Annotated in this window: 18 protein-coding genes; 8 read left to right on the forward strand and 10 right to left on the reverse strand. The window is 60.8% G+C overall.

All coding sequences use genetic code 11. From position 1 onward, the window contains the following. Nucleotides 1-3 precede the first annotated feature (3 nt). Together GNZ12_RS01005 and acnA are read left to right on the forward strand one after the other, a co-directional pair. Complete coding sequence (locus GNZ12_RS01005) at nt 4-1,455, forward strand: bifunctional 2-methylcitrate dehydratase/aconitate hydratase (protein WP_172308597.1); 1,452 nt, start codon at nt 4-6, stop codon at nt 1,453-1,455. 40 nt (nt 1,456-1,495) lie between these two features. Beyond that, the gene (gene acnA / locus GNZ12_RS01010; RefSeq protein ID WP_172308598.1) at nt 1,496-4,213 is read left to right on the forward strand and encodes an aconitate hydratase AcnA; all 2,718 of its coding nucleotides are present in this window, start codon (nt 1,496-1,498) and stop codon (nt 4,211-4,213) included. Nucleotides 4,214-4,316: 103 nt separating this feature from the next. On the opposite strand, the gene GNZ12_RS01015 is transcribed toward acnA, so the two are convergent. The 4 genes from GNZ12_RS01015 to GNZ12_RS01030 all read right to left on the reverse strand — a co-directional run bounded on the left by GNZ12_RS01015 (nt 4,317) and on the right by GNZ12_RS01030 (nt 9,063). Then, nucleotides 4,317-5,369, reverse strand: a complete 1,053-nt coding sequence (locus GNZ12_RS01015; RefSeq protein WP_172308599.1) for a hypothetical protein — start codon at nt 5,367-5,369, stop codon at nt 4,317-4,319. Continuing rightward, entirely contained in the window at nt 5,366-7,069 is a 1,704-nt protein-coding gene (locus GNZ12_RS44090) for a hybrid sensor histidine kinase/response regulator (protein ID WP_235993510.1), read from the reverse strand. The genes GNZ12_RS01015 and GNZ12_RS44090 overlap by 4 nt, the downstream gene beginning before the upstream one ends. A 12-nt stretch (nt 7,070-7,081) precedes the next feature. After that, nucleotides 7,082-7,717, reverse strand: coding sequence for a response regulator transcription factor (locus GNZ12_RS01025; protein WP_172308600.1), 636 nt, complete (start codon nt 7,715-7,717; stop codon nt 7,082-7,084). A 290-nt stretch (nt 7,718-8,007) separates the two neighbouring features. Beyond that, on the reverse strand, nt 8,008-9,063 hold the full coding sequence (locus tag GNZ12_RS01030) for an OmpA family protein (RefSeq protein WP_172308613.1): 1,056 nt from the start codon (nt 9,061-9,063) through the stop codon (nt 8,008-8,010). Nucleotides 9,064-9,240: 177 nt separating this feature from the next. On the opposite strand from GNZ12_RS01030, the gene GNZ12_RS01035 reads away from it, so the two are divergent. Genes GNZ12_RS01035 through GNZ12_RS01055 form a run of 5 tightly spaced genes read left to right on the forward strand, consistent with a single transcriptional unit; the run spans nt 9,241 to nt 14,520 of the window. Next, entirely contained in the window at nt 9,241-10,005 is a 765-nt protein-coding gene (locus tag GNZ12_RS01035) for a TetR/AcrR family transcriptional regulator (RefSeq protein ID WP_172308601.1), read from the forward strand. Beyond that, the gene (locus tag GNZ12_RS01040) at nt 10,002-10,961 is read left to right on the forward strand and encodes an HlyD family secretion protein (RefSeq protein ID WP_172308602.1); all 960 of its coding nucleotides are present in this window, start codon (nt 10,002-10,004) and stop codon (nt 10,959-10,961) included. Before GNZ12_RS01035 ends, GNZ12_RS01040 begins: the two co-directional genes overlap by 4 nt. Continuing rightward, nucleotides 10,958-11,911: an ABC transporter ATP-binding protein gene (locus GNZ12_RS01045; protein ID WP_172308603.1), complete on the forward strand. Its 954-nt coding sequence runs from the start codon at nt 10,958-10,960 to the stop codon at nt 11,909-11,911. The genes GNZ12_RS01040 and GNZ12_RS01045 overlap by 4 nt, the downstream gene beginning before the upstream one ends. Continuing rightward, on the forward strand, nt 11,908-13,050 hold the full coding sequence (locus GNZ12_RS01050; RefSeq protein WP_172308604.1) for an ABC transporter permease: 1,143 nt from the start codon (nt 11,908-11,910) through the stop codon (nt 13,048-13,050). The genes GNZ12_RS01045 and GNZ12_RS01050 overlap by 4 nt, the downstream gene beginning before the upstream one ends. A 12-nt stretch (nt 13,051-13,062) precedes the next feature. After that, nucleotides 13,063-14,520, forward strand: coding sequence for an efflux transporter outer membrane subunit (locus GNZ12_RS01055; RefSeq protein WP_172308605.1), 1,458 nt, complete (start codon nt 13,063-13,065; stop codon nt 14,518-14,520). Between the two features lie 101 nt (nt 14,521-14,621). Here the strand turns inward: GNZ12_RS01055 and GNZ12_RS01060 are convergent, their stop codons facing one another. The 4 genes from GNZ12_RS01060 to GNZ12_RS01075 all read right to left on the reverse strand — a co-directional run bounded on the left by GNZ12_RS01060 (nt 14,622) and on the right by GNZ12_RS01075 (nt 19,398). Continuing rightward, nucleotides 14,622-15,461, reverse strand: coding sequence for an ABC transporter permease (locus GNZ12_RS01060; protein WP_172308606.1), 840 nt, complete (start codon nt 15,459-15,461; stop codon nt 14,622-14,624). Between the two features lie 24 nt (nt 15,462-15,485). After that, the gene (locus tag GNZ12_RS01065) at nt 15,486-16,754 is read right to left on the reverse strand and encodes an ABC transporter permease (RefSeq protein WP_172308614.1); all 1,269 of its coding nucleotides are present in this window, start codon (nt 16,752-16,754) and stop codon (nt 15,486-15,488) included. A gap of 364 nt (nt 16,755-17,118) precedes the next feature. Then, entirely contained in the window at nt 17,119-18,168 is a 1,050-nt protein-coding gene (locus GNZ12_RS01070; RefSeq protein WP_172308607.1) for an ABC transporter substrate-binding protein, read from the reverse strand. Nucleotides 18,169-18,300: 132 nt separating this feature from the next. Next, on the reverse strand, nt 18,301-19,398 hold the full coding sequence (locus GNZ12_RS01075; RefSeq protein ID WP_172308608.1) for an ABC transporter ATP-binding protein: 1,098 nt from the start codon (nt 19,396-19,398) through the stop codon (nt 18,301-18,303). A 129-nt stretch (nt 19,399-19,527) separates the two neighbouring features. On the opposite strand from GNZ12_RS01075, the gene pdxR reads away from it, so the two are divergent. Continuing rightward, nucleotides 19,528-21,081, forward strand: a complete 1,554-nt coding sequence (gene pdxR / locus GNZ12_RS01080) for a MocR-like pyridoxine biosynthesis transcription factor PdxR (RefSeq protein WP_172308609.1) — start codon at nt 19,528-19,530, stop codon at nt 21,079-21,081. A 53-nt stretch (nt 21,082-21,134) separates the two neighbouring features. On the opposite strand, the gene GNZ12_RS01085 is transcribed toward pdxR, so the two are convergent. Next, a complete protein-coding gene (locus tag GNZ12_RS01085; RefSeq protein ID WP_172308610.1) occupies nt 21,135-24,920 on the reverse strand; it encodes a DUF748 domain-containing protein in 3,786 nt (1,261 codons plus the stop codon). Between the two features lie 278 nt (nt 24,921-25,198). Further along, on the reverse strand, nt 25,199-25,615 hold a 417-nt coding region (locus GNZ12_RS01090), incomplete at its 5' end, for a DUF1214 domain-containing protein (RefSeq protein ID WP_172308611.1).

The raw sequence follows: 25,615 nt of genomic DNA on the forward strand, positions 1-25,615 counted from the left end.
CCGATGTCCGCTCCGATTTCCAACGTGCGACCCGACCCGGACTCCGTCCTGGTCGATATCGTCGATTACGTTCTGGATTTTCCGATCGGTAGCACGCTCGCGCTGGACACCGCGCGTAACTGCCTGATCGATACACTCGGTTGCGGACTCGAGGCGCTCACCTACCCGGCCTGCACCAAGCTGATGGGACCGATCGTGCCCGGCACGATCGTCCCCAACGGCGCCAAGGTGCCGGGCACGGCGTTCCAGCTGGACCCGGTTCAGGCCGCCTTCAACATCGGCGCCATGATCCGCTGGCTGGACTTCAACGATACCTGGCTGGCTGCCGAATGGGGCCACCCGTCGGATAACCTCGGCGGAATTCTGGCGACGGCCGACTGGCTCTCGCGCAGTGCCATCGCAGCAGGCAAGAAGCCGCTGACGATGAAAGACGTTTTGATCGGCATGATCAAGGCGCACGAAATTCAAGGCTGTATCGCGCTCGAGAACTCGTTCAACAAGGTCGGGCTCGATCATGTATTGCTCGTGAAGCTGGCTTCGACCGCGGTGGTCGGCCAATTGATCGGTTTGACGCGCGACGAGTTGATCAACGCGGTATCGCAGGCGTTTGTCGATGGGCATGCGCTGCGCACCTACCGCCACGCGCCGAATACCGGCTCGCGCAAATCGTGGGCGGCCGGCGATGCGACTTCACGCGCCGTGCGGCTCGCGCTGATCGCGAAGACCGGCGAGATGGGCTATCCGTCGGTGCTGACGGCGAAGACATGGGGCTTTTACGATGTCCTCTTCAAGGGCAACGCGTTCAGGTTTCAGCGTCCGTACGGTTCGTACGTGATGGAAAACGTGCTCTTCAAAATTTCGTTTCCGGCAGAATTCCACGCACAGACGGCGGTGGAAGCGGCGATGACTTTGCACGCGCAACTCGCCGCAGCGGGCAAACGCGTGGAAGACATCAAAAAGATCACGATCCGCACCCACGAAGCCGCGATCCGCATCATCGACAAGAAAGGCCCACTAAACAACCCGGCCGACCGCGATCATTGCATCCAGTACATGATCGCTGTGCCGTTGATCCATGGCCGCCTGACGGCCGTGGACTATGAAGATTCGATCGCGCAGGACGCGCGACTCGATGTGCTGCGCGCCAAGATGGAGTGTGTCGAAGACGCGCAGTTCACGAAGGATTACCACGATCCGGAGAAGCGTTCGATCGCCAATGCACTGACGGTCGAATTCAACGATGGGTCGACGTTCGACGAAGTTGTAGTCGAATACCCGATCGGTCACAAGCGTCGTCGCAAAGACGGGATTCCGTTGCTGGTCGAGAAGTTCAAGACCAACCTCGCGCGCCGCTTTCCGGTCAAGCAACAACTGGCGATTCTCGACGTGTCGCTGGATCAGGCAAGGCTCGAAGCCATGCCGGTCAATGAATACGTCGATTTGTACGTCATCTAGTTAAGTACAGTAGTTCCGCGATCAAACCAAGGAAAACACCATGGCCCACAACCTCCACAAAACGCTCAAGGAATTCGACAGCGGTTCCGGCAAAGGCAAGTTCTACTCCCTGCCGCAACTCGGCAAGGCACTGAACATCAAGATCGACCGCCTGCCGGTTTCGATCCGTATCGTGCTGGAATCGGTGCTGCGTAACTACGACGGCAAGAAGATCGCCGAAGAACACATCACGCAACTCGCAAACTGGAAGCCGACCGCTGCGCGCGTCGACGAAATCCCGTTCGTGGTGTCGCGCGTCGTGCTGCAAGACTTTACCGGCGTGCCGCTGCTCGCCGACATCGCGGCAATGCGCGGTGTCGCGAAACACATGGGCAAGAATCCGAAGTCGATCGAACCGCTGGTCCCGGTCGATCTGGTCGTCGATCACTCGGTGCAGATCGATCACTTCCGCGAAAAGAACGCGCTCGACCTGAACATGAAACTGGAATTCCAGCGCAACAACGAACGCTACCAGTTCATGAAGTGGGGCATGCAGGCATTCGATACGTTCAAGGTCGTGCCGCCGGGCGTGGGTATCGTTCACCAGGTGAACCTGGAATACCTCGCACGCGGCGTACACAAGAAGGCCGAAGGCGCGGACACCGTGTACTACCCGGATTCGCTGGTCGGCACCGACAGCCACACGACCATGATCAACGGTATCGGTGTGGTGGGCTGGGGCGTGGGTGGTATCGAAGCGGAAGCCGGCATGCTCGGCCAGCCGGTGTACTTCCTGACGCCGGACGTGGTGGGCGTCGAACTGAAGGGCAAGCTGCGCGAAGGCCTGACGGCAACCGACCTGGTCCTGACCGTCACCGAACTGCTGCGCAAGGAAAAGGTTGTCGGCAAGTTCGTCGAGTTCTTCGGCGAAGGCACCAAGTCGCTGTCGCTGCCGGACCGCGCGACGATCGGCAACATGGCGCCAGAATACGGCGCAACCATGGGCTTCTTCCCGGTCGACGAAAAAACCATCGACTACTTCAAGGGCACGGGCCGCACCGACGCAGAAATCTCCGCCTTCGAAAACTACTTCAAGGCGCAGGGTCTGTTCGGTATTCCGAAGGCCGGCCAGATCGACTACACCAAGGTCGTCACGCTGGATCTCGGCACGGTCACGCCGTCGCTGGCAGGTCCGAAGCGCCCGCAAGACCGTATCGAAATCGGTCACGTGAAATCGACCTTCAGCGACCTGTTCTCGAAGCCGGTGGCAGAAAACGGCTTTGCGAAGAAGTCGGAAGACCTCGACACGCAATACACGACGAGCAACGGCGTCGACGTGAAGAACGGCGACATTCTGATCGCCGCGATCACGTCGTGCACGAACACGTCGAACCCGAGCGTGCTGCTGGCCGCTGGTTTGCTGGCGAAGAAGGCTGTGGAAGCTGGCCTGACGGTCGCGCCGCACATCAAGACGTCGCTGGCTCCGGGATCGCGCATCGTCACGGAATACCTGACGAAGACCGACTTGATGAAGTACCTCGACAAGCTCGGTTTCACGCTGGCCGCTTACGGTTGCACGACCTGTATCGGTAACGCAGGCGACCTGACGCCGGAACTGAACGAAGCGATCACGAAGAACGACATCGTCGCGGCAGCGGTGCTGTCGGGCAACCGTAACTTCGAAGCGCGTATTCACCCGAACATCCGCGCGAACTTCCTGGCCTCGCCGCCGCTGGTTGTGGCTTACGCGATTGCCGGCAACATCACGCGCGACCTGATGACCGAACCGGTCGGCAAGGGCAAGGGCGGCAAGGACATCTACCTGGGCGACATCTGGCCGACCAGCGAAGAAGTCGACGCGCTGCTCAAGTTCGCGCTGGACGCGGACGCGTTCCGCAAGAACTACGCGCACCTGACCAAGAAGGGCGACCTGTGGAGCAAGATCGAAGGCGAAGAAGGTCAGGTCTACGATTGGCCGAAGTCGACCTACATCGCTGAGCCGCCGTTCTTCGGCAAGGACTTCTCGATGACGCCGGCCGACAGCATTGCTGCTGTGACGAACGCACGCGCACTGGGCATCTTCGGTGACTCGGTCACGACCGACCACATCAGCCCGGCAGGCTCGATCAAGGAAGACTCGCCGGCAGGCAAGTGGCTGAAGGCAAACGGCGTGCAGAAGGCCGACTTCAACAGCTACGGCTCGCGCCGCGGCAACCACGACGTGATGATGCGCGGCACGTTCGCGAACGTCCGGATCAAGAACCTGATGATCCCGGCGAAGGCAGACGGCACGCGCGTGGAAGGCGGCCTGACGATTCATCAGCCGAGCGGCGAACAAGAGTCGATCTATGACGCAGCGATGAAGTACATCGACGCGGGCACGCCGACGGTTGTGTTTGCGGGCGAAGAGTACGGTACGGGTTCTTCGCGTGACTGGGCGGCTAAGGGTACGCAACTGCTGGGCGTGAAGGCTGTGGTTGCTCGCAGTTTCGAGCGGATTCACCGTTCGAACCTGGTCGGCATGGGCGTGCTGCCGCTGCAGTTCAAGGGCTCGGATAGCGTGCAATCGCTCGGTATCACCGGCGAAGAAACGTTCGACGTGGAAGGTCTGGGTTCGGACTTCAAGCCGCAGCAGGAAGTGACGCTGGTGATTCGCGGCAAGGACGGCAAGGAAAAGCGCGTGCAGGTTCTGCTGCGTATCGATACGCCGATCGAAGTGGACTACTACAAGCACGGCGGGATTCTGCCGTTCGTGTTGCGTTCGCTGCTGGCTGCCTAAGGTATTAGGTAACGTATGCAGTAGCTGCAGGTTGTTTTGCAGGTGCTGCGTCCTTGTGGAAGGACGCAGCCGATTTGAGAGCCCGGCTTTGGCCGGGCTTTTTTTATTTCCAGCCGCGATCCGTGTGGAAGGCGGCGGGATCATCGGTGATCCGGCGCTGGGTCATGTGGTCGTTCCAACTGTTGTCGAGCGGCGTCGCTGCACGAACGGTTGGCGACGGACGATGCTGTTGGGTGGACCAGTTCAGCCACGGCGCGTCGTCGGTTGAAACGTCGTTGCGCGAAAGTGATACGCCAGCGGTCCACTCCGGTTGCTTCGACATAGCGGGCCGCGTTGTCGGGTGGGTTGCCCGATTCAGAGCCATACGTTCGCTGACGTGAGCGTCAGACAGACGCGTCACGTTGACCCGCTTCGCGGGTTTTGCTGGCGGCGTCGCGACTTCGTCGTCACGTGCGATGACCTGCACGGTCTGCCGTGGTAATACCTGGGTAGCGCGCTTCGGACCAATGTCCCGCGGCGACGCCTTCTCCGCGACAACCGCAGTCTGCATATCCGCAACGGTCGATTTGCCTACGGAAGGCACGCTCAGCGGAATTGTCCGCGCCTGTTCAACGGCCAACTGCGCCAGCTTGATCGGTTCTTGCGTCTCGACGATGGGCGGACTGCTGACCGCCGGCGCAACCGGCAGTTTCACGGCAAGTTCGCTCGCCTTAGTGGCGTCTCGCATCGCGCATGTCGCCAGCAACCAGGCCAGCGCAATGCTGCAACCCACGAAGATCGCCCCACCGAGTATGTGATCCGAACGCGACGAGCGCGGACGTGCCCTGCCTGCCTCGAGGTAGCGCTTTGCTTCAGCCAGCGCCGCGTCAAAGCGGTGGGAATCTACACGTTGCGGCGGCACCTTATAGAAGAAAAGATGCTTCACACCCGGAGGAAACGGACCGGGGCGTGCCTGCTGCGCCCGGCGTTGCACTGCGTCCTGCATCGCCCGTTGTGCTCCGGTTTGAGCGATGGGCTGCGAGGCGCGTTGCGTTGCGTCTTGTGCCGTGGCTCGCGCGGTACGTCGTCGCGAACCGAAAGGCGGCGGCAAACCATCGAACGGGCGCGGCTTCGGAAACGCCAGAGCGCCGTCAATCAAGGCCAGAGGTCGGTTCATCGTATGGTGCTCCACTGTGGGTCGATCGCCGTGTCGAATTGCGTGACCAAGGTCCTGCCGCGCTCGATGAGCGAGTCGATTGCACTGGCCTCCTGATCCGGTGCCGTACTAGCGCGCCGTAGCGCTTCCATCAGACTGCGCGCACCGACCAGACCCACGGCCCCACTCAATCTGTGCAGCAAGGTGGGTAACCCATCAATGTCATGCTGGCGATGCAAGCCGCTCAGGCGGTCTAGGTCATCCGTCATCGAACGGCGCCAGGCACTCAGAAACGTGTGGAGATTGATACCCTCTTCCGACAGCGCGTCGAGATAGCGTCGTTCGAAGGGTTCAGACGAGGCGCTCGTGGCAACGTCCTGAGACGGTGCTGCAATGGCGAACAGGGGCGCCTGTGCGTTGCTCGTCAATTCGGCGGATGGCCCCCATTGTTCGACGCTGAACGGCGCACTGAAGCTCGCGCGAATGGCAGACGTTGAGTCGTTCGTGACTAAAAGCTCGCCTTGCATACGCTGCGCGAGTATCTGGCAAAGCGCCAAGCAAGCATCCAGGTGGGCGGGCCATTCTCCAGCGAACGCTGGATCGGCGCTCGGCCCGAAAAGTGGCTGTTGTGCAACGTGAACAGCATCGCTTCCGGTATCCATCAATTTGATAGTAATACGCTGCGAGCCCGCATTCAACGGATCCGCCTGCACAACGACGGCAATCTCTCCCCGCGTATTGAGTTGGATCGTACGGTTTAGCAGGTGGAAGAAAATCTGACCGAACCGCGCGCTATCGGCGAGTATCAGCGTGGCCACCGTTTGGTCAACGCTCACGCTCGGACGCAAGCCTCGCTGCGCTGCGGCCGGAGCCAACAGCGCGACGACACCGTCGATGACCTCCCGCGGATTCGTCACGCTTTCGTCGAGAACAATGGCGCGGGACTCCAGCGGCGAAATGTCCAGCAGGTCGTGAAGCGTTTGGGCCCACGTGCGCATCGCGGATCGGATCGTCAACGCTCGCGCGCGTTGAGCGGAAGGCAGGGCTGCGGTTCCGAGCGATTCAAGCAGACCCGTTACGGCGGTCAAAGGAGCTTCTGCATAGAGGCGCATCGCGCCGAGCAGCCAGAGCCGCTCCTGCTTTGCGGCGGCATTTGCCTGGATGGACACCTCGAGACGTGCGGCCTGCTCCCGCGCTTCGGCTGCATCGCAACGGCGCGTCCATTCATCTTCAGCGCGGCGCCATTTCTCAGCAGCACGCCTCAGCGCCGCGCGAGACAAGCACGCACCGGCAAGCGCTACGACCGCGGTGGCAGCGAGCGCCAATAGCCACGTTTGCCGGTCGATCTCGGTATCACGTGCGCCCGTTGCCGGTTGGCCCGTGACGTAGCGACTATCACGCGAAGCAAGCACAGAAGGCGCGCTGGCGGCAGTCTCGCCGCGCGAATGAGTGTTGTGAGCCGGTTGCCCGAGTTGTGCTACGGCATCTCGGGCGGCCAACACTACAGCCGGATGCAAATTGCTGGCGTGTAGTACTCGTGGTGCGCCGTCGGCTAGCAGTGCCGCGTTGGCCTGTAGCGAGAACATGCACAGCAGCGCAAACGCGCAAAGACCGCCCAGCACCGTCGCGAAGCGGACCGAAGTAAGTCCCGCATTCTGCGAGAAACGCGACGCACGACTACGCGTGCCCGCTGAAGAACCAAGACGGCCCATTTTATTCATAGCCCGCAAAACTCAGTCGATCAGTCGGTGCAATGTCGCGAACTCGATTAGCGCGGCCAACGACGACAGCCCAAGCTTTTCCTGGATACGGCTCTTGTACGTGCTTACGGTCTTGTCGCTCATAAACAGCGCGTCTCCGATCGCCTTGTTCGACATACCTTTCGAAAGCATCTGCAGAATCACGAGTTCCTTGTCCGATAACAGGGTGAGTTTGTCTTCCTCTTTTTCGCCACCGGCATTGGGCGAGAACCCACCGCCGCCCGAGATTACGGGGAACACCGTATACCCAGCCAACACGGCCTCTACGCCGCGCATGATCTCCTTCATTTCCTGCGACTTGGCAACGAAACCTTGTGCACCGGAACGCATTGCCCGTGGCGCAAATGTAACGGGATCCTGGCCTGACAACACCAGCATGCGCATTGACGGATGTGCAAGCTTGAGGCGTGGGATGACATCAAGCCCGCTGATCCGCGGAATATCGAGATCAAGTATCGCAAGTTTCGGCGTGTGCTGACGGGCCAATTCAACGGCCGTTTGCCCGTTATCGGCCTCGATCACCTCCTCGACGCCAAGCAGTTGCATAAGCTGCATCTTGATAACCATCCGAAATGCGGGGTGGTCATCAATAATCAAGATTGTAGACATATATTGTATGCCTAATGAAAGCTTCCCCTTATCACACCGGCTCTTGTCGATAACAAGTTCAAAGAATTGGCGTTCGAGCCAAAGGAGTCTACCTCGTTGTCTATCGGAAAATTCAGACTGCGAATATGTTGCCGGTCGAGCTTGCCCGCCTCCCGGCCGGAAGCTAAATGGAAAAGAGATTGATGAACTGAGATAACACCAGGAAATGACGTTGATAAGCGGAAGTGTCGACCGATTTAACAAAGGCGTCATCCGTCGATACCAACAGTCATTCCCGATGCACGGGCAAGCTATGAGCCAGCAGCCGCGAATTCGATCTCCACGCGCCGGTTCGGCGCAAGACATCGCACCAGTTCGTCACGCTTCGTTTGCTGACAAGCGACCACCTGATTCGCACTGCCCTGACCCAACGCGGTTATCGGTAATGTCACACCACGAGCGCGCAGATACTGCGTGACCGTCCGTGCACGCTGTAAAGACAGCCGCTCGTTGTAAGCATCGCTGCCGAGACGGTCGGTGTAGCCCGTGATCTTCAGTTCATGTACAGCAGGAGCCTGCTTCAGGCCAGTCACCACGTCATCAAGGCGTTTCTTGCCGGCAGGCAAAATTGCTGCCTCGCTAGCGCCATCAAAGCGGAAGAGGGAATCCGCTCGAAGCGTAATCTTTTGCGGTGCTCGCGCCGGTTCTGCCGACACCTGCTTCGCTTGCGCGCATTGCAACGCCGTTTCCGCCGACTTCCGTAAGTTATCCTGTATTTCTGGCAAACGCTTTTCAGCGGCGGGGAACCTGCGCGCCCATGCATCATGCCCTGCGTGCATCAGTTCGACTTTAGCGCACGCAAGGGGTTGTTGAGCTTCGGGACACTGAGCGAAGGCGGGATCGCCCTTGATCGTATTGACGATTTTCCACAGATCAGGACGCACTGTCGACACGGTGCGCAGAACTGGATTAGCAGCGGACAACGGCGCGTCATTTTCGAGGCTCATCGTTATCATCGCGGCTTGGCCGATGGCTTCTTCGACGAAGCCCCATTGGTCATGTGCACGCCATTCCTGCTGTCCGGCATCGATCCAGCACTGAGCCTTCGCGCGGAAATAACTGTTCTTGTCACCGGGCAATTTGTTCAGCTTCTGTTGCAGGGCAGCAAGCGCCTCGCCGCCGCTCGTGATCGGTGCGTACGTGCTGAGCCATTGGGACGTCGGCGCGCCAGCAGCCGCATCTTGTGTCACGCCGACGCCCGTCTTCAGAACGGTCGGGTCTTCGATACCGAGCCGGTCTCGTGCGGCCTGCCCCGCGCAACCCGACAAAGCCAGCGCACATGCCAGCAGCGTTAACTGAAATTTCATGGAGTCCTTGCGAAGAACGCATTCACTTTTAAGAAGTTTTGAGTATGGACAGGCGCAAAGCAGCATGGAATGGGAAGATTCCTAGAGTTCTGTCAGACGGACAGGCCGTCGATAATGCGGACCGCATACAGCAACGCCCGTCTTGAATTTAACTAACTCATCAATTAATCTGAATTGATGAGCCCGACACGTTCTCCCGCGAAGCCGCTCGGCCGCCGCCCGGCCGTCGAGGACTTCGACGTGCGCGAACATCTGCTCGACACCGCGACGCGGCTCTTTTCCGAACGCGGCATCGCGGCCACAACGGTCGCGCGGATCGCGAGCGAAGCGGGCGTCACATCGGCACTAGTCCACTACTACTTCACGAATCGCGAAAAGCTGCTTGATGCAGTGGCCGACGAGCGGATGGCCCCCGCGGCGGAATTCGTCTGGCACCCGGCCGTTGAAGACGCCGCGAGCGATCCGTTCGCCCTGGTTCACGAATTCGTCGCGCGCCTCTTTGACGTGACGGACCGCATGCCCTGGTTGCCGCCGCTCTGGCTGCGGGAGATCGTCAACGAAGGCGGGCTGTTGCGCGAACGAATGATGCAGCGCATCCCGTTCGACAACATCAAGCGCTTCGGCAGTCGTGTTGCACACGCGCAGCAGAACGGCGTCGTCAATGGCGACCTGGAAGCCATGTTGCTGTTCAACTCAATTCTGGCGCTCGTGATGCTGCCGCTCGCCACGGCAAAGATCTGGCAAAGCGCACGAGGTCTGCCCGTCATCGGGCGTGATGTGTTGCGCCGGCATGTGACCGCACTGCTGATCGGCGGCATGCAGCCGGTGCCACATACGGCATCGGTGCAAGCACAAGTGCGAGCGCAGGCACAGCAGCCGAAGCCGAAGCCGAAGCCTCCATCAGGACGCCGCCACCGCAAAGACGGAGGGAGCCAGTCATGAGTCGTCCTTTCAGCGCCGGCGTTTGTCTGCTGCTCGCGGCGATGACCCTCGCAGCCTGCTCGCATCGTGACGAGAACGTCTATCAAGGCTACGTCGAAGGTGAGTTCGTGTATCTCGGCTCGTCGCAGTCCGGCACGCTGACGCAGTTGGCGGTCGCACGAGGGCAAACCATTGACGCAAGCGCACCGCTATTCACGCTCGAATCCGTGGACGAGACCGCCGCTTTGCAGCAGGCACAACAGCAACTCGCCGCGGCACGCGCACAGCTAGCCGATATTCAGACCGGCAAGCGCCGTCCCGAAGTGAACGTCACCAAAGCGCAACTCGCTCAAGCGGTCGCCAATGCGCGCAAGGCAGCGTTGCAACTCACGCGCGATGAGGCGCAGTACCGCGCGGGCGGCATTCCGAAAGCACAACTCGACGATTCGCGCGCCAACGCGGACGCCACCGCCGCGCAAGTCCGCGAACTCAGCAATCAGGTGGATGTCGCGTTGCTCCCCGGCCGTTCGCAACAAATCACCGCGCAGAACGCGCAGGTCGAAGCCGCCCAGGCTGCCGTCGCACAGGCGCAATGGAAGCTCGATCAGAAGCGCGTCAACGCACCGGCGGAAGGACTCGTCTACGACACGCTGTATCGCGTCGGCGAGTGGGTACAAGCTGGCAATCCTGTCGTCCAGATGCTGCCACCACAGAACGTGAAAGTCCGCTTCTTCGTACCGGAGACCGTGGTCGGCAAGCTTGCCCCAGGCCGTGCGCTTTCCATTCATTGCGACGGTTGCGCCGCCGACGTCCCAGCGAAAATCACGTACATATCGAGCGAAGCCGAATACACGCCGCCGGTGATCTACAGCAACGAAAACCGCGCGAAGCTGGTGTTCATGGTCGAAGGCCGTCCCTCCGTCGCCGACGCAGTCAAGCTGCACCCCGGCCAACCCGTTGCGGTGAGCCTGCAATGAACCAGCCCGCGCCGCAATACACGCAATACGCGATCGACGTGCACAAGCTCAACAAGCACTTCGGCGATAAACATGTCGTGAACGACGTGACGTTGCAGGTCGCGCGTGGCGAAATTTTCGGCTTTCTCGGGCCGAACGGCAGCGGAAAGACCACCTCGATCCGTCTGATGTGCGGACTGCTCACGCCGGATTCGGGCAGCGGCACCTGTCTCGGTTACGACATCGTGCGCGAGAGCGCTCAGATCAAACGCAACGTCGGCTACATGACGCAACGCTTCTCGTATTGGGACGACCTGACGATTCGCGAGAATCTCGACTTCGTCGCTCGCATCTATCAGATGACGAACCGACGCGAAGCGGTTGACCGCTCGCTCGAATCGCTCGGTCTGCAAAGCCGCTCGAATCAATTGACCGGCGCGCTGTCCGGCGGCTGGAAGCAGCGGCTTGCGCTTGCCGCCTGCATGCTGCACGAGCCTCAGCTGCTGTTGCTCGACGAACCGACTGCAGGCGTCGATCCGAACGCACGCCGCGAATTCTGGGAAGAGTTGCATCGCCTCGCCGCGCAGGGCATTTCGGTTCTTGTCAGTACGCATTATATGGATGAAGCCGAGCGTTGTCACAAGCTGGCGTACATTGCGTACGGCAAGCTGCTCGCGCAAGGCACCTCGAAGGACGTAATTGAATCGCAAAATCTCGCGACCTGGACCATCTACGGCGAACACCTGAGCAAATTGTCGGAACAGTTAAGCAAGACGCCCGGCGTCGACCAGACTGTCGTGTTCGGCTCAGCGCTGCACGTCAGCGGCATCGACCATGCTGCGCTCGAAACCGCCGTCAGGCACGCAATCGAGGGCACCGCGCTGCGCGCCGAGCGCATCGAAACCGGGCTTGAAGACGTGTTCATCTACCTGATGGGCCACTCCACCGACAACTACGGAGCGCAACCGTGAGCACGCGCGTCCTGTTCTCGCTGTCGCGCTGGTGGAGCATCGTGCTCAAAGAGTTTTTGCAGCTAAAGCGCGACCGGATCACGTTCGCGATGATCGTCGGCCTGCCGATCATTCAGCTCACGCTGTTCGGCTTCGCCATCAACACCGACCCGAAGCATCTGCCAACCGCTGTCATCATCGGCGACGACAGTACGTTTTCGCGCAGCTTCGTCGCGGCGATGAAGAACTCGGACTATTTCGACATCGTCGAAACCTTGCCCAATGAGGAGGCCGGCCGCCGCGCGCTTGCCCAAGGCCGGGTGCAGTTCGTGTTGTCGGTGCCAGTGGATTTTTCGAAACGTCTGCTGCGCGGTGAGCGCCCTTCGCTGCTGGTCGAAGCCGATGCGACCGACCCCACCGCGACGAACACCGCGCTGGCAGCGCTCCCGGGCCTCGTGCAGCCGGTCGCGGACAAGGACATCACCGGGCCGCTCGCCCATCTGAACGGCTCCCCGGCCGCTTTCGACGTCCAGGTGCACCGCCTCTACAACCCCGAAGGCATCACGCAATACAACGTCGTGCCGGGCCTGATGGGTGTGATCCTGACCATGACGATGGTGATGATGACTGGCCTCGCGATCACGCGCGAACGCGAGCGCGGCACGATGGAAAACCTGCTCGCCACGCCCGTGCTGCCGATCGAAGTGATGACCGGCAAGATCGTGCCTTACGTGATGATCGGGCTGGTGCAGGCATCGATCATTCTGACTGCGGCACGCTTCGTGTTCGGGGTGCCATTTGCCGGCAGCCTGCTGGCGATCTATCTCGCTGCGTTGCTGTTTATCGCAGCGAATCTGACGGTCGGCATCACGCTTTCGTCGATTGCACAGAATCAGTTGCAGGCGATGCAACTCACCGTGTTCTATTTTCTGCCGAGTCTGCTGCTATCCGGTTTCATGTTCCCGTTTGCGGGCATGCCACGCTGGGCGCAATTCATCGGCAATCTGCTACCGCTCACCTATTTCAACAGGCTGGTTCGCGGCATCCTGCTCAAAGGAAACGGCTGGGCCGATCTGTGGCCGTCGGTGTGGCCCGTGGCGCTGTTCATGGTCGTCGTGATGGGCATCGCGCTGCGTTTCTACCGGCGCACGCTCGATTAGGAGGGTCGGTCGATGAAACCGCTCGCTTTCTTATCCGTCGTCGCGCTGTGCGGTTGCGCGGTGGGGCCGGATTTTCAGCCACCGGCGGCGCCAGACACGCAAACCTATGCCCATGAAGCGCAACCCGCTGTGACCGTCGCGGCCAGCGGTGTCGCTGGCGCATCGCAGACATTTGTCGCAGCTGAGCATGCGACGCCGATGTGGTGGAAGCAGTTTCAATCCGATGCGCTCAACCGTCTCGTCGAGCTGGCCCTGCAACACAGCCCCTCGCTCACGCAAGCCCGTGCAAAGCTGATCGAGGCGCGCGAAAACTACAACGCACAATTCGGCGCGACCGCATTCCCGGCAGTCGATGCGACCGTATCCGGCGTACGGCAGCGAGTCGATATCGCGGCGTTCGGCATTCCGAACGTGCCCAATCAGGGGCCGTTTACGCTTTACAACGCGTCGGTGAGCGTGTCGTATACGCTCGATATTTTCGGCGGCAATCGCTGGGCGCTGGAAGCGCTCATGGCGCAAGTCGACTATCAGTCGTTCGAATTCGAAGCGGCGCGGCTCTCGCTCGCGGGCAATGTGGTTTCGACTGCGATTCGACGCGCGTCTTTAAAGCAGCAGATCGCCTTGACGCAGCGCCTTGCGGACACCCAGGCGCAGCAACTCAAGATCACCGAAGGACGGCTTGCGGCAGGCGGCGTCTCGCAACTCGACGTGCGCAGCCAGCGCACGCTGCTCGCGCAGACGCGTGCGTCGTTGCCGCCACTCGCGACACAACTTGCGCAGACCGAACATCAACTTGCGATCCTGCTTGGCATGCCGCCCTCGAAGGCGGACTTCGCCGACCTGACGCTCGATTCGCTGCGTCTGCCAGAGACATTGCCGCTCACGTTGCCATCGACGCTCGCTCGCGAACGGCCTGATATCCGTGCATCGGAAGCGTTGTTGCATCAGGCGAGCGCGAATGTCGGCGTGGCGACGGCGAATCTGTATCCGCAGTTTTCCATTTCGGCTGGGATCGGTTCGGAACGCACGAACATCCAGGACGTGGTCAGTGGGCTGAATATCTGGAATTTCGGCCTGAATCTCACCCAACCGATTTTCCGCGGCGGTGAATTGCGCGCGAAGAAGCGTTCGGCGCAGGCAGCTTACGATGCAGCGCTCGCCGACTATCAGCAGACGGTGCTGCAGGCGTTGCAGCAGGTTGCTGACACGCTGACGGCACTGCAAAACGATGCCCACGAACTGCAGGCTCGCGATGATGCCGCCCAGCAGGCGCAAGCGAGCCGGCTTATCGCACAGGCGCAGTACTCGGCGGGCGGCGTCAGTCAGTTCGGCCTGCTCGACACGCAGCGTCAGGTGTTGCAAACCGCGCTAGACCGCACTCGCGCACAGGCCGACCGGTTCGCCGATACGGCTGCTTTGTTTCAGTCGCTGGGAGGCGGGTGGCAGGCTACTGCGACTTCAACGCCGTAGCGATCCCATCCGATACGACTGCGTTACTTCAGTCACTGAGTGGCGGGTCGCAGGCTACGGCGACTTCAACGTCGTAGCCATCCCACTTCACCGCACTGCCGCTACGCCGCCACCGCCCGCGCCGCATTCCTCCCGCGCAGCCATTCCAACGCGAGCAACAGACACGTCGAAAACACAATCAAAATCGTCGCCAGCGCCGCGATAGTCGGGCTGATGTTCTCGCGAATACCGGTAAACATCTGGCGCGGCAAGGTTGTCTGATCCGCTCCAGCCAGGAATAGCGTCACGACCACTTCGTCAAACGAAGTAGCAAACGCGAACAGCGCGCCCGAAATCACCCCCGGCGCAATCACTGGCAACGTGATGCGAAAGAACGTCTTCACCGGATTCGCACCCAGCGACAAACTCGCACGCACCAGGTTGTAATTGAAGCCTTGCAACGTCGCCGCCACCGTCGTCACCACAAACGGCACGCCCAGCGACGCATGCGCGAGAATCAGCCCGATATAGGTGTTCGCCAGCCCAAGCGGCGCAAAAAACAGATACATGCCGACGCCGACCACCACCACCGGCACGATCATCGGCGAAATCAGAATCGCCATGAGCAGCGCCTTGCCGCGGAAGTTCGCCTTGGTCAGGCCGATTGCCGCCAGCGTGCCGAGTACAGTCGCCACGACCGTCGCCGAGGGCGCGACGATGAAACTATTCTTCGCCGCCATGCGCCATTCATCGGATCCGATCAGGTTCTCATACCAGCGCAGCGACCAGCCCGGAATCGGATACACCAGAAACGTGCTGGAAGAAAACGACAGCGGCACGATCGCCAGCACCGGCAGGATCAGATATAGCAGCGTGAGCACGGCCAGCGCGCGCAGCGCGAAATACCACACGCGTTCAGTCAAGGACGTATGCGGCGCAAACAAGGGCTTGGCAAGTTTCATCGCGAGTAAGCTCCGTTCAGGCGATCAGCCGAGGCTCAGGGACGAACGCGTAAAGCGTCCATAGATGACATACAGCACGAGCGTCGCGGCGAGCAGCAATCCGCCGAGTGCACAGGCCATACCCCAGTTGATCGTCACGTTGGTGAAGTACGCGACGTAGTAGCTGACCATCTGATCGTTCGGTCCGCCGAGCAAGGCCGGCGTGATGTAGTAGCCGATCGCCAGAATGAACACCAGCAACGCACCCGCGCCGATGCCCGGATAAGTCTGCGGCACATACACGCGCCAGAACGCGGCGAACGGATGACTGCCGAGCGAGATCGCGGCGCGCTGATAGGTCGGCGGAATCGACTTCATCACGCTGTACAGCGGCAAGATCATGAACGGCAGCAGAATGTGCGTCATCGAGATGTACACGCCCGTGCGGTTGAACAGCAGCGACAGCGGATCATGCAATAGCCCGGTGGCCATCAGCGCCTTGTTCACCAGGCCCTCGCTTTGCAAAATCACGATCCACGCGGCAACACGCACGAGGATCGACGTCCAGAACGGAATCAGCACGAGGATCATCACCAGATTCGCGCGACGGTCGGAGAGCGTCGAGATCCAGTAAGCGAGCGGATAGCCGAGCAGCAGCGCGAAGAACGTCACGGCCGCGCCGATCACAAAGGTGCGGCTGAACACGTGGAGATAAATCTGTTGGTCGGGATCGGTCGGGATAATGTGGCCGAACGCGTCCTGTTTATGGTCTAAAGACGCAAGCAGATAGAACGGCGAATAGGCGCCGGAATTCTTTGCAATTGCTTGCCAGTAGGTGATGTCGTTCCAGCGTTCATCGAGCTCGACGAACTTGGCGTGCATTTGCGCAGGGGTGAGTGTCAGCGGTTTGCTGTTGTCGTCGGCGAACGGCATCGCGCGCGCCGATTTCGCTACCAGCGAGCGGTAACCGGGAATCTCGACGTTCAAGCGACGTGCCAGCGCGCCCATGCCATCGCTATCGGCGACGGCAGTGAGGTCCACAGCCAATGCGGCATACGCGGCGTCAGGCGGCGGCGTCTTGCGATCCCACCCGCTCAACGCACTCAGTGTATGCGGCAATGCATTGACCACTTCCGGATTCTGTGCGGCGCGCGTCAGCAACGCACCGATCGGCACGACAAAAATCAGCAGCAGAAAGATGGCGAGCGGTGCAATCAGCAGCAGCGCCATCGCGCGCTTCTTCGCTTCCGCGGCCTTCAGTTCTCGCTTGAGTCGAACACTCGACTCAAGCGTCGAATCGTCGGCGATCGTCATCGTAGTCACATCCGTCTCCTTTGTCGACTGGAGTTAGCGCTTTAGCACTTACTCCAGTCCCATGCAAAGCTGTCGACTGGAGTTAGCGCTTTAGCTGTCGACCAGAGTTCGCGCTTTAGCGCGTTACGCTGGTCCCATGCAGAGCACTTACTCCAGTCCCATGCAAAGCTGTCGACTGGAGTTAGCGCTTCAGCTGTCGACCAGAGTTCGCGCTTTAGCGCGTTACGCTGGTCCCATGCAGAGCACTTACTCCGGTCCCATGCCTCATACCGCGCGCACATCGGACCGACATGCGCGCGCCTTGCGTTGCTTCGTCAAAGCGCAACTCGACTTAATCGAACCGCGCCTTCTCACACCCGGCTAATTACTTCGAAGCCCAAGACGAAAAACGTTGCTCCAGCTCATCACCATGGTCGGTCCAGAACGAGAGGTTCTGCAGCACGGCGTTCTTACCGTTAGCCGGCGAGTTCGGCAAATTCGCCAACGTCTTGGGATCGAGCGCCTTGATGGCCGCCAAATTCACCGGACCGTACGCGATGTTGTGCGCGTAGTCCTGCTGCGGCTTCGACGAAAGCGAATACGCGATGTACTTCTCAGCCAGCGCCTTGTTCGGTGTGCCCTTCGGAATCGCCCAGTAGTCGAGGTCGTAGATGCTGCCGTTCCACACCACCTTGAGGTTCTTCCCTTCCTTCTGCGCGGCATCGATACGGCCGTTGTACGCGGTGGACATCACCACGTCACCCGCAACCAGGAATTGCGGCGGTTGCGCGCCCGCTTCCCACCACTGGATGTTCGGCTTCAGTTCGTCGAGCTTCTTGAACGCACGATCCTGACCTTCCTTGGTGGCAAGCACCTTGTAGACGTCCTTCGGCGGCACGCCGTCGGCCATCAACGCGAATTCGAGGTTGTAACGCGCACCCTTGCGCATCGCACGCTTGCCCGGGAATTTCTTCACGTCCCAGAAATCGGCCCAGCCGGTCGGCGCGGTTTTCAGCTTGTCGGCGTTATAGGCAAGTGCCGTCGACCACACGAAGAAACCCACGCCGCAGGTCTGCGGTGCTTCCGGAATCAGATCCGACTTCTTGCCGATTTTCGACCAGTCGAGCTTCTCGAACAGCCCTTCGTCACAGCCGCGGCCAATGTCGCCCGATTCGACTTCCACCACGTCCCAGTTCACATGCTTCGCTTCGACCATCGCCTTTATTTTGGCCTGCTCACCGTTGTATTCGACCGCGGTCACCTTGTTGCTGGTTTGCGTTTCGAACGGCTGGTTAAATGCGACCTTTTGCGCGTCGCCATTCGCGCCGCCGAAATTGACGACTGTCAGTTCAGCTGCATTGACCTGCGCGGCGCCCAGCGCGAGCGCTACAGCACCGACAGCGATGGCGCAGCGCGATTTCCCGATCTTGCTCATGGTGTGTTGCTCTCCTTTGGTGGTGTGCTTTCGACTTTCAGCTTAGTACGGTGCGGCTTTTTATGTGCTGCTCACGTGAACTGCTTCTTTCATGCGTTCAACTACCCACGCCTGACACGACTTCACACGGGCTCACGCCCCCGCAAATATCCGCAAATGCTCAGGCGCAAACTCCAGCGCGACAGGCGCACCGGGCGCGAAGGATTCGAGTGCGTCGGTGCCGAGCGGCACCTTGACGAAGCACTCGTCCTGCTCCGGCAGGCCACAACGCATACGCACGTGGTCGCCGAAATAGATTAGCCCGCGTGCCTCGCCGCTGAGTGCATTGGCGCCGGGCCGTGACACGCCGTTGGCAAGCTTCATACGCTCAGGCCGGATACACGCGACTGCCGGCGTGCCCGCCCGCGCGCCGCCGATATTGCGTCCCGTGAGTCGCGTGCCGTCGATCAGATGAAACTCGCAGTACTCACCGTCGACGTTCGCGATCGTGCCGCGCAGCTTGTTGCTGTCGCCAATGAAGTTCGCGACGAACTCGTTGCACGGCGATTCGTACAGACGGTCTACGGTATCGAGTTGCTGCACGATGCCTTTGTCGAACACGGCAACGCGGTCAGACATGGTCAGCGCTTCGCCCTGATCGTGCGTGACGTACACGAAAGTGACGCCGAGCTTCTCGTGCAAGGATTTCAGTTCGTACTGCATGTGTTCGCGCAACTGCTTGTCGAGTGCGCCGAGCGGCTCGTCCATCAGCACGAGCTTCGGCTCGAACACGAGCGCCCGCGCCAAGGCAATACGTTGCTGCTGGCCGCCGGAAAGCTGCGCCGGATAACGCTTCGCGAAGCTCCCCATGCGCACCATCTTCAGTGCGTTATTCGTGCGATGGGCGCGCTCTTCCGCGGAAAGTTTGCGTACCGTGAGCGGATACGCGACGTTCTGCTCGACCGTCAAATGCGGAAACAGCGCGTAGTTCTGAAACACCATGCCAATGTTGCGCTTGTGCGGCGGCACGGTATTGAGCAGCGTGCCGTCGAGCCAGATCTCGCCGCCGGTGGGAAATTCAAAGCCGGCCAGCATCATCAGACACGTGGTTTTCCCTGATCCCGAAGGTCCGAGCAGCGTCAGGAATTCGCCCTGATAGATATCCAGATCGAGTTGTTTCACGACCAGCGTTTCGCCGTCGTACGTCTTGCGCACACCTCGAAAGCTGACGATCACGTCATCGGTTTTCATGCCCTGGTCTCCTCTGCGGTCCGGCCGGCTCCCCCTGCAAAACAGCGGGATTGTGTCAATTGCGTGGCCCACTATAGACCCTTACGGTTCTACAATATGGAACCATTTCATTATTCCGGATAGAACCACTTGGACACCGTGATCTTGTCGGATTGGCTTGCCGCGCGGCTCGACCGCGCCGCCGCCGAACCGGTCTACAGACAGACGTTGCGGCTGATGCAGCAGGCCATCCTGACCGGCCAGCTGCCGCCTGGCACCAAGTTGCCGAGTTCGCGCACGCTCGCCGAAGACCTCGGCATCGCGCGCAATACGGTGCTGCACGTCTACGATCAGTTGACCGCCGAAGGCTATGTGATCTCGACCACCGGCAGTGGCACCTATGTTGCCGACACGCGGCCGGACACGGCAGCAGTGAATACGCGTAAGGGTTCGCTGGTGGCGAGCGTCGATGTGGACAGTGCCAATCAGGCCGCCGAAACCGTGAAGCCGCCCAAACGCGATCTCGGCGACCTTTCCACGCGCGGACGCAGGCTCATCGATCAGGCCGGCGTATCCGCCAAACAGTGGGGCGCGTTCATGCCAGGCGTGCCGGACGTCGCCGAATTTCCTGCGCGCACATGGAGCCGCTTGCAGGCAAGATTGTGGAAGGAGGCCAATCCCGATCTCCTGACCTATGCGCCCGGCGGTGGCTATCGGCCTTTGAGGCGCGCGTTGTCCGATTACCTGCGTGTCGCACGCTCAGTGAATTGCACGCCCGATCAGATCATCATCACGACGGGTATTCATCAATCGATCGATCTGGCGGTGCGTCTATTGACCGACGTCGGCGATCGCGCGTGGGTAGAAGAGCCATGCTATTGGGGCGCGCGCAGCGTGCTGCAATCGTCGGGGATCACGTTGGTACCCGTGCCGGTTGATGCCGAAGGCCTCAACCCACGCGAACAGGATTTGCAACAGCCACCGCGTCTCGCGCTCGTCACGCCGTCGCATCAATATCCGCTCGGCATGGTAATGAGTCTCGCGCGCCGCCGCACGCTGCTCGAATACGCCCGCCAGCACAACGTCTGGATCATCGAGGACGACTACGACAGCGAATTCCGCTACGGCAGCCGCCCACTCGCGTCGCTGCAAGGACTCGACGACGCCGGCCAGGTGATCTACGTAGGTAGCTTAGGGAAGATGCTGTTTCCAGGTTTGCGGATCGGCTACATGATCGCGCCGGAGCATCTGGTGGATACGTTCCGCACGGGCGTCGCGGAGTTGTATCGCGAGGGGCAATTGATGCAGCAGGCCGTAATGACCGACTTCATCATGGACGGCCATCTCACGTCGCATGTTCGCCGTATGCGTGCGCTCTACGGCGAGCGCCGGCAGATTCTGATCGACGCGATCACCGCGCGTTTCGGCAACGAACTTCCGGTAATGGGCGACGAAGCCGGCCTGCATCTGGTGCTCGGCCTGCCTGACCATGCCAACGATCGCGCGGTCACGGCAGCCGCTTTCGATGCCGGTGTAATCGTGCGGCCGCTCGCCGCCTACTACAGCAGCGAGAAGCCCGCGCGACGCGGGTTGCTGCTGGGATACGCCTGCGTGGCGAACGAGAAGATCGGCCCGGCATTCGACACGCTCGCGCGCGTGATCGAGCAGACGGTGTTGACGAAAAAGCCGACGCGCGCCGCTTAATCACACGCCGCCGGCGCCCTGGCAGGCAGGTAGCACCGTGCGTCCTCAACGCATCACTTCAAGCCGAAGTCCACCCGCGTCGTCGCACCCTTGTCCTTGATGCCGTCTGCGTTCAGCTTCGGCGCGACGACAAACACACGGCTGCTGTCGATCTTGCCTTCGAAATACTGCTGCACGGCTTGCGCCCGTTGTTGCGCAAGCTGACGCAAGCTAGCGTCGTCGATCGGCGCGTCGGCGGCCATCGCGGCCTTCATCTCGTCGTCCGGCAGGCTCTTGGTCAAGCCGACAAAATTGCGTGGTTTCTTGAAGTCGGCTGCCTTGTAGGCCTTGGTCAGGTACTTGTCGTATTCCTTCGGATCAACAGTAACGGTTGACAGATCGACGCTCTCGCCATTGCCCACCACGTCCTTGATCTTCTGCTGCTTGACCTCGCGTTCGACGTATTGAGCACGCAGGCCCGGCCCGTCGACCGCCGGATCGACACGGCCAATCAGATCGATACGGATCGAACTCTTGTCGGCCAGCGCTTTCACGATGGTGTCGAGCTTCTTGTCGGCAGCGTCCGAAAGTGTCGCCGAACCCGGATCGAATTCGACATAGCCCAATTCCTCGCCACCGCCGCCGAATGCATTGGCAATCAGCGAGAACGGCGCGGTCACAGCCTTCTCCAGGAGGTTGAGCACGGCATGCCAGATGAGCCCGCCGACGCTGAACTCCGGATTCGACAACGACCCCGACACCGGCAGATTCACGTCGATTTCACCGCGCGAGTTTTTCAGCAGCGAGATCGCGAGACGCACCGGCAGCTTGGTCGCCGTATTGTTCTCGACGTGATCGCCGAACGTGAGTTGGTCGATGAAAATATGATTGTTCGCGTTCAACTGATCGTTATCGAGCTTGTAGTGCAGATCGACATTCAGCTTGCCCTTGGTGATCGGATAGCCGGCGTATTTCGCCGAATAGGGCGTGAGATTCGTGAGTTCGATATCGTGCGCGCTCGCAGTCAAATCGAGTGCCGGCTTCGCGATCAGCGGATTGACCGTACCGCGAATCGACAGCGGACCATTGGCGGCCAGTTTCGCGGCGATGTCCACGGGCGCGGGTGTGGTCGATTGGGTGCCGAACGCGCCGACCGTACCTTGAATGCCAACCAGGTTCGCGGTGAAGTTCGGCTTGATGAAGTTGTCGGTGTACGTCACGCGGCCCTGTTGCAGCACCAGTTGGCCGAAGTGCAGTTTGACGGGGCTTTGCGGCGGCGTGGCGGCGGTGACCGTGGCCGGCGTCGCCGACGACGCCGGTACCGGCGCCGAAGCCAGTTCGGGTGCCGATGCAGCCTGCGGCGTCAAGGGCACAGGCTCGTGGCCGCCGCTCTTGTCGCGTGTCAGCGATTGCGCGGCGCCGCTTTCATGCGCGACCACGTCCTTGAGATTCAGCTTGCCTTGCGCATCTAGCAGCACACGCCCATAGAACTTCGTGAACGTGACGCGGCCGGCGTCGACCGCCGTGCCGTGTTCGTCATAGTCGGCCTTCAGGTTAGTCAGCGCGAGCGAAGCCCAACCCGCGAACGGGTCCGAGGTCGCCTTGTCGATCATCCGCACGTCGACGAGCGCCACGTCGCCGCGGTACGTCGCTTTGAGCGCCTTCGTCTGACTCAGCGCGAGGTCGCCGTTCGCGTTCAGCAACGCGCTCGCGATCAGCGCATTCAGCTTGCTGCCGAAGTACGGTTCGAAAGCCGCCGCATCCAGGCGGTCCGCGTTCACCTTGACGGCCACCTTGAGCGGCGTCGCCGTGACATCGCCTTTTATGCCGAGCGTGCCCTTCTTGTTAAGCGTCGCTTGCAGATCGACCGGCAGCGGCTTACTCAGATCGTCGCTGATCTGCTGCACCTTCAACTGCAGCGGCGTCACGCTCAGCTTCACCGGATTCGGCGTGGTGTTATCGGTGAAATTCGCGGTCGCGTCTTTCAGGCTGAGTTCGCCGATCTTGTAGTGCCACGCGGGCCCTTCCGCCTCCGCTTTCTTCGCCGCGTGGATCGCCGTGCGCTGCTGCTCGGCCTGATGCGGACCGGCGAGCGCGGCGAGGTCGATGCTGCCGTCCTTCAGACGCTGCGCATTGACCATCAAGCCGGTCGTGTCGACACCGGTGATATCGGCAGTGCGTCCCGCCACGTCCACCTGCTTGATCGTCACCTGGCCTTGCGCGAGCGAGATCGCCGGCGTCTTGCTGCCACGCGCCGCGAGTTTGAGCGACTGCAAATCCAGTTGCGTATCGCTGACCATGACAGCGGCCGGCGACTTCGACCAGTTCGCGTCGACGTTCGCGTTGGCGGAAAGCGCGCCGTCGACGACTTGCGCCGCCGTCGCCGTGTCGAGGTAAGGCTGCAGCAGCGGCAATGGCAGCGACTTCAGATCGAGCTTTGCGTTGGCGGTCTTCGCGACAAGACCGAACGCACCGGCCACGCCGAGCGAGCCGGCGGCGTCCTTGAAACCGGTATTAAGCGTGTAGTGCGCGGGAGCGGGAGCGAGCGTCGAGAAATCGGTCAGCGTGACGGCCAGTTTTTGCAGGCCAAGGTCGACCGGACGCGAGGCGGCTTCATCGTGAACTTTCACGGTGCCGTCGTTGATCGCGAAACGCTTGATCGACAGGTCCAGAGGCTGTGCGGTCTTCTCCGTGGCGGTTGCTCCGGGTGCCACGGCGGGTGCGCTCGCTGCGTTTTCAGCCGTTGTGGCCGCGGCGGAGGCCGGCGCAGAGGCAGAAGCCTCCACCGCGGGCGCAGTCGAGAACATCCGCTCAACACTCAACACACCTTCTTTATCACGCGCAAGATTGGCGCTTGGCGCGTCGATGCGGATATCGTCGAAGTGATACAGGCTCTTCAACGGCTCCAGCGTCGCGGCAGCGACATGCACCGCGTGCGCCGCAAAGAACGGCGCCTTGCTCTGATCGCGCACGTCCACGTCGTTCAAATCGACGGTGCCCGCCACGCGCAACGACGGCGCGTCGTTGGCCATCACGAAGTTGAGCTTGAGATCGGTGGACAGCTTGCCGCTCTGCACAATCACCGGCAGCTTGGCCGGCGCGTAGGACAAGAGCTGGGGCACGTCGAGCCCGTCGAAGCGCAGTGACACTTCCGATTCGCGCGACGCAGCAAACGGCTTGGTCGTACCGTCAATGGCAAGCGGACTGCCGTCGATGCGCGCACGCAGCAACGGCTCCACAAAGATGTCGGTTTTCGAAGGCAGCGTCGCGATAAACGGAATGCCGAGCTTCCATTGATCGATCACGTGGATTGCGCCGAGCAATTTGTCGTCGAACGTGATCTGGCCGTTTTCCAAACGAATGTTCGAGACCGAGAACAGTGTCGGCTTGCTATCGGGTTTGGCCGGCTGCTTCGAGAATTTCTCGATCAGGTCGGTGAAATTAAAGCGCTGCGCATCGTAGCGAACGATATGAAAGCGTGGCGAATCGAGTTGCACCTCATCGATAATCGGCGCCGCGCGAAACAGCGAACTCCATGACGCCTTCACAATGAGCCGCGAAATATCGACAAAATCGCCCGCGCCACCCCGCTCGCCAATATGCACGCGATCGGCTTCGAGTTTAAGCGTGTAGGGATTAAGCGCAATGCGGCTGATCGTGGCAGGCCGGTCGAGTTGCTTGCTGAGTTGCTGCTCGGCAATGTGGCGAATCAACGGCGGCGCCGCGAAAAAGCCCAGCAGACCGAACAATACGAGGAAGATCAGCAGACTCGTGATGACACGCCGGGTGCGGCGTGACTGCGCGACATTGCGCATGGTCTGCATGGAAGAGGCGATTGATGCTTTATTGAGGCTTGCCATGCTCGGTCTTGGGTAATGCGGCGGCAAGCCCGCCGCGAAATGAAAATCCCGCAAGCGGCAGTATAAGTGGTGAATCTTACGCGGGATATAAATGTAAGCCGCGACTTACACATTGTTTCACGCTGCGGCGCCCTATGTCCGCCGGCACAAAGCGGCGGACATAGGGCTGACTTATGCGTTACTCATGCATTGCTGTCACAGCAGTGACGCATATCGCTGACGCGCTTCACTGTCGCACTACACAGGCGCACTTCACTGAGGCATTTCATTGGCGAACTTCACTGACGCATCACCGCCGGCGGTTGCCAGCTGCCATCGGTCGCTTCCGGCTTCGGCGCGTACAGACGCAGCATCAGTTGCAGATCGGTGCGGGGCGCCGGCAGCCAGTTGCCGCTCTTGCCGCGCGTCGACGACACTGTCACATCGAGCGAGCCGTCGCGATTGCGGCGCGCGCCGTTGCGATCGCCGACCGCCAGACGCGCCGGCGCGCTTTCCCCTAACGCGCCGTCTTTCGTATAGGCGGTGATCGACCAGAAGCCGCGCACCGGCGGCAACTGGTTCGGTGCGAAGTGAATCACGTAGCGGTTTGCACCGTTGAGCGCATGACCGTCACTGTCCTGGGTGACGACCGCGCGCACTTCATCGTCCTTCGTGCCGATGCCCGGTTGCGTTGCCGCGGCGTAAGCGCGCATAGC

Origin of the sequence: Paraburkholderia solitsugae (assembly GCF_013177695.1) — a bacterium.
In the GTDB taxonomy this organism is placed as follows: domain Bacteria; phylum Pseudomonadota; class Gammaproteobacteria; order Burkholderiales; family Burkholderiaceae; genus Paraburkholderia; species Paraburkholderia solitsugae.

Bases quoted from the DNA above. Each gene is read 5' to 3' on its own strand.
- GNZ12_RS01005 (WP_172308597.1), top strand. From the start codon at position 4: ATGTCCGCTCCGATTTCCAACGTGCGACCCGACCCGGACTCCGTCCTG.
- acnA (WP_172308598.1), top strand. From the start codon at position 1,496: ATGGCCCACAACCTCCACAAAACGCTCAAGGAATTCGACAGCGGTTCC.
- GNZ12_RS01015 (WP_172308599.1), bottom strand. From the start codon at position 5,369: ATGAACCGACCTCTGGCCTTGATTGACGGCGCTCTGGCGTTTCCGAAG.
- GNZ12_RS44090 (WP_235993510.1), bottom strand. From the start codon at position 7,069: ATGAATAAAATGGGCCGTCTTGGTTCTTCAGCGGGCACGCGTAGTCGT.
- GNZ12_RS01025 (WP_172308600.1), bottom strand. From the start codon at position 7,717: ATGTCTACAATCTTGATTATTGATGACCACCCCGCATTTCGGATGGTT.
- GNZ12_RS01030 (WP_172308613.1), bottom strand. From the start codon at position 9,063: ATGAAATTTCAGTTAACGCTGCTGGCATGTGCGCTGGCTTTGTCGGGT.
- GNZ12_RS01035 (WP_172308601.1), top strand. From the start codon at position 9,241: ATGAGCCCGACACGTTCTCCCGCGAAGCCGCTCGGCCGCCGCCCGGCC.
- GNZ12_RS01040 (WP_172308602.1), top strand. From the start codon at position 10,002: ATGAGTCGTCCTTTCAGCGCCGGCGTTTGTCTGCTGCTCGCGGCGATG.
- GNZ12_RS01045 (WP_172308603.1), top strand. From the start codon at position 10,958: ATGAACCAGCCCGCGCCGCAATACACGCAATACGCGATCGACGTGCAC.
- GNZ12_RS01055 (WP_172308605.1), top strand. From the start codon at position 13,063: ATGAAACCGCTCGCTTTCTTATCCGTCGTCGCGCTGTGCGGTTGCGCG.
- GNZ12_RS01060 (WP_172308606.1), bottom strand. From the start codon at position 15,461: ATGAAACTTGCCAAGCCCTTGTTTGCGCCGCATACGTCCTTGACTGAA.
- GNZ12_RS01065 (WP_172308614.1), bottom strand. From the start codon at position 16,754: ATGACGATCGCCGACGATTCGACGCTTGAGTCGAGTGTTCGACTCAAG.
- GNZ12_RS01070 (WP_172308607.1), bottom strand. From the start codon at position 18,168: ATGAGCAAGATCGGGAAATCGCGCTGCGCCATCGCTGTCGGTGCTGTA.
- GNZ12_RS01075 (WP_172308608.1), bottom strand. From the start codon at position 19,398: ATGAAAACCGATGACGTGATCGTCAGCTTTCGAGGTGTGCGCAAGACG.
- GNZ12_RS01085 (WP_172308610.1), bottom strand. From the start codon at position 24,920: ATGGCAAGCCTCAATAAAGCATCAATCGCCTCTTCCATGCAGACCATG.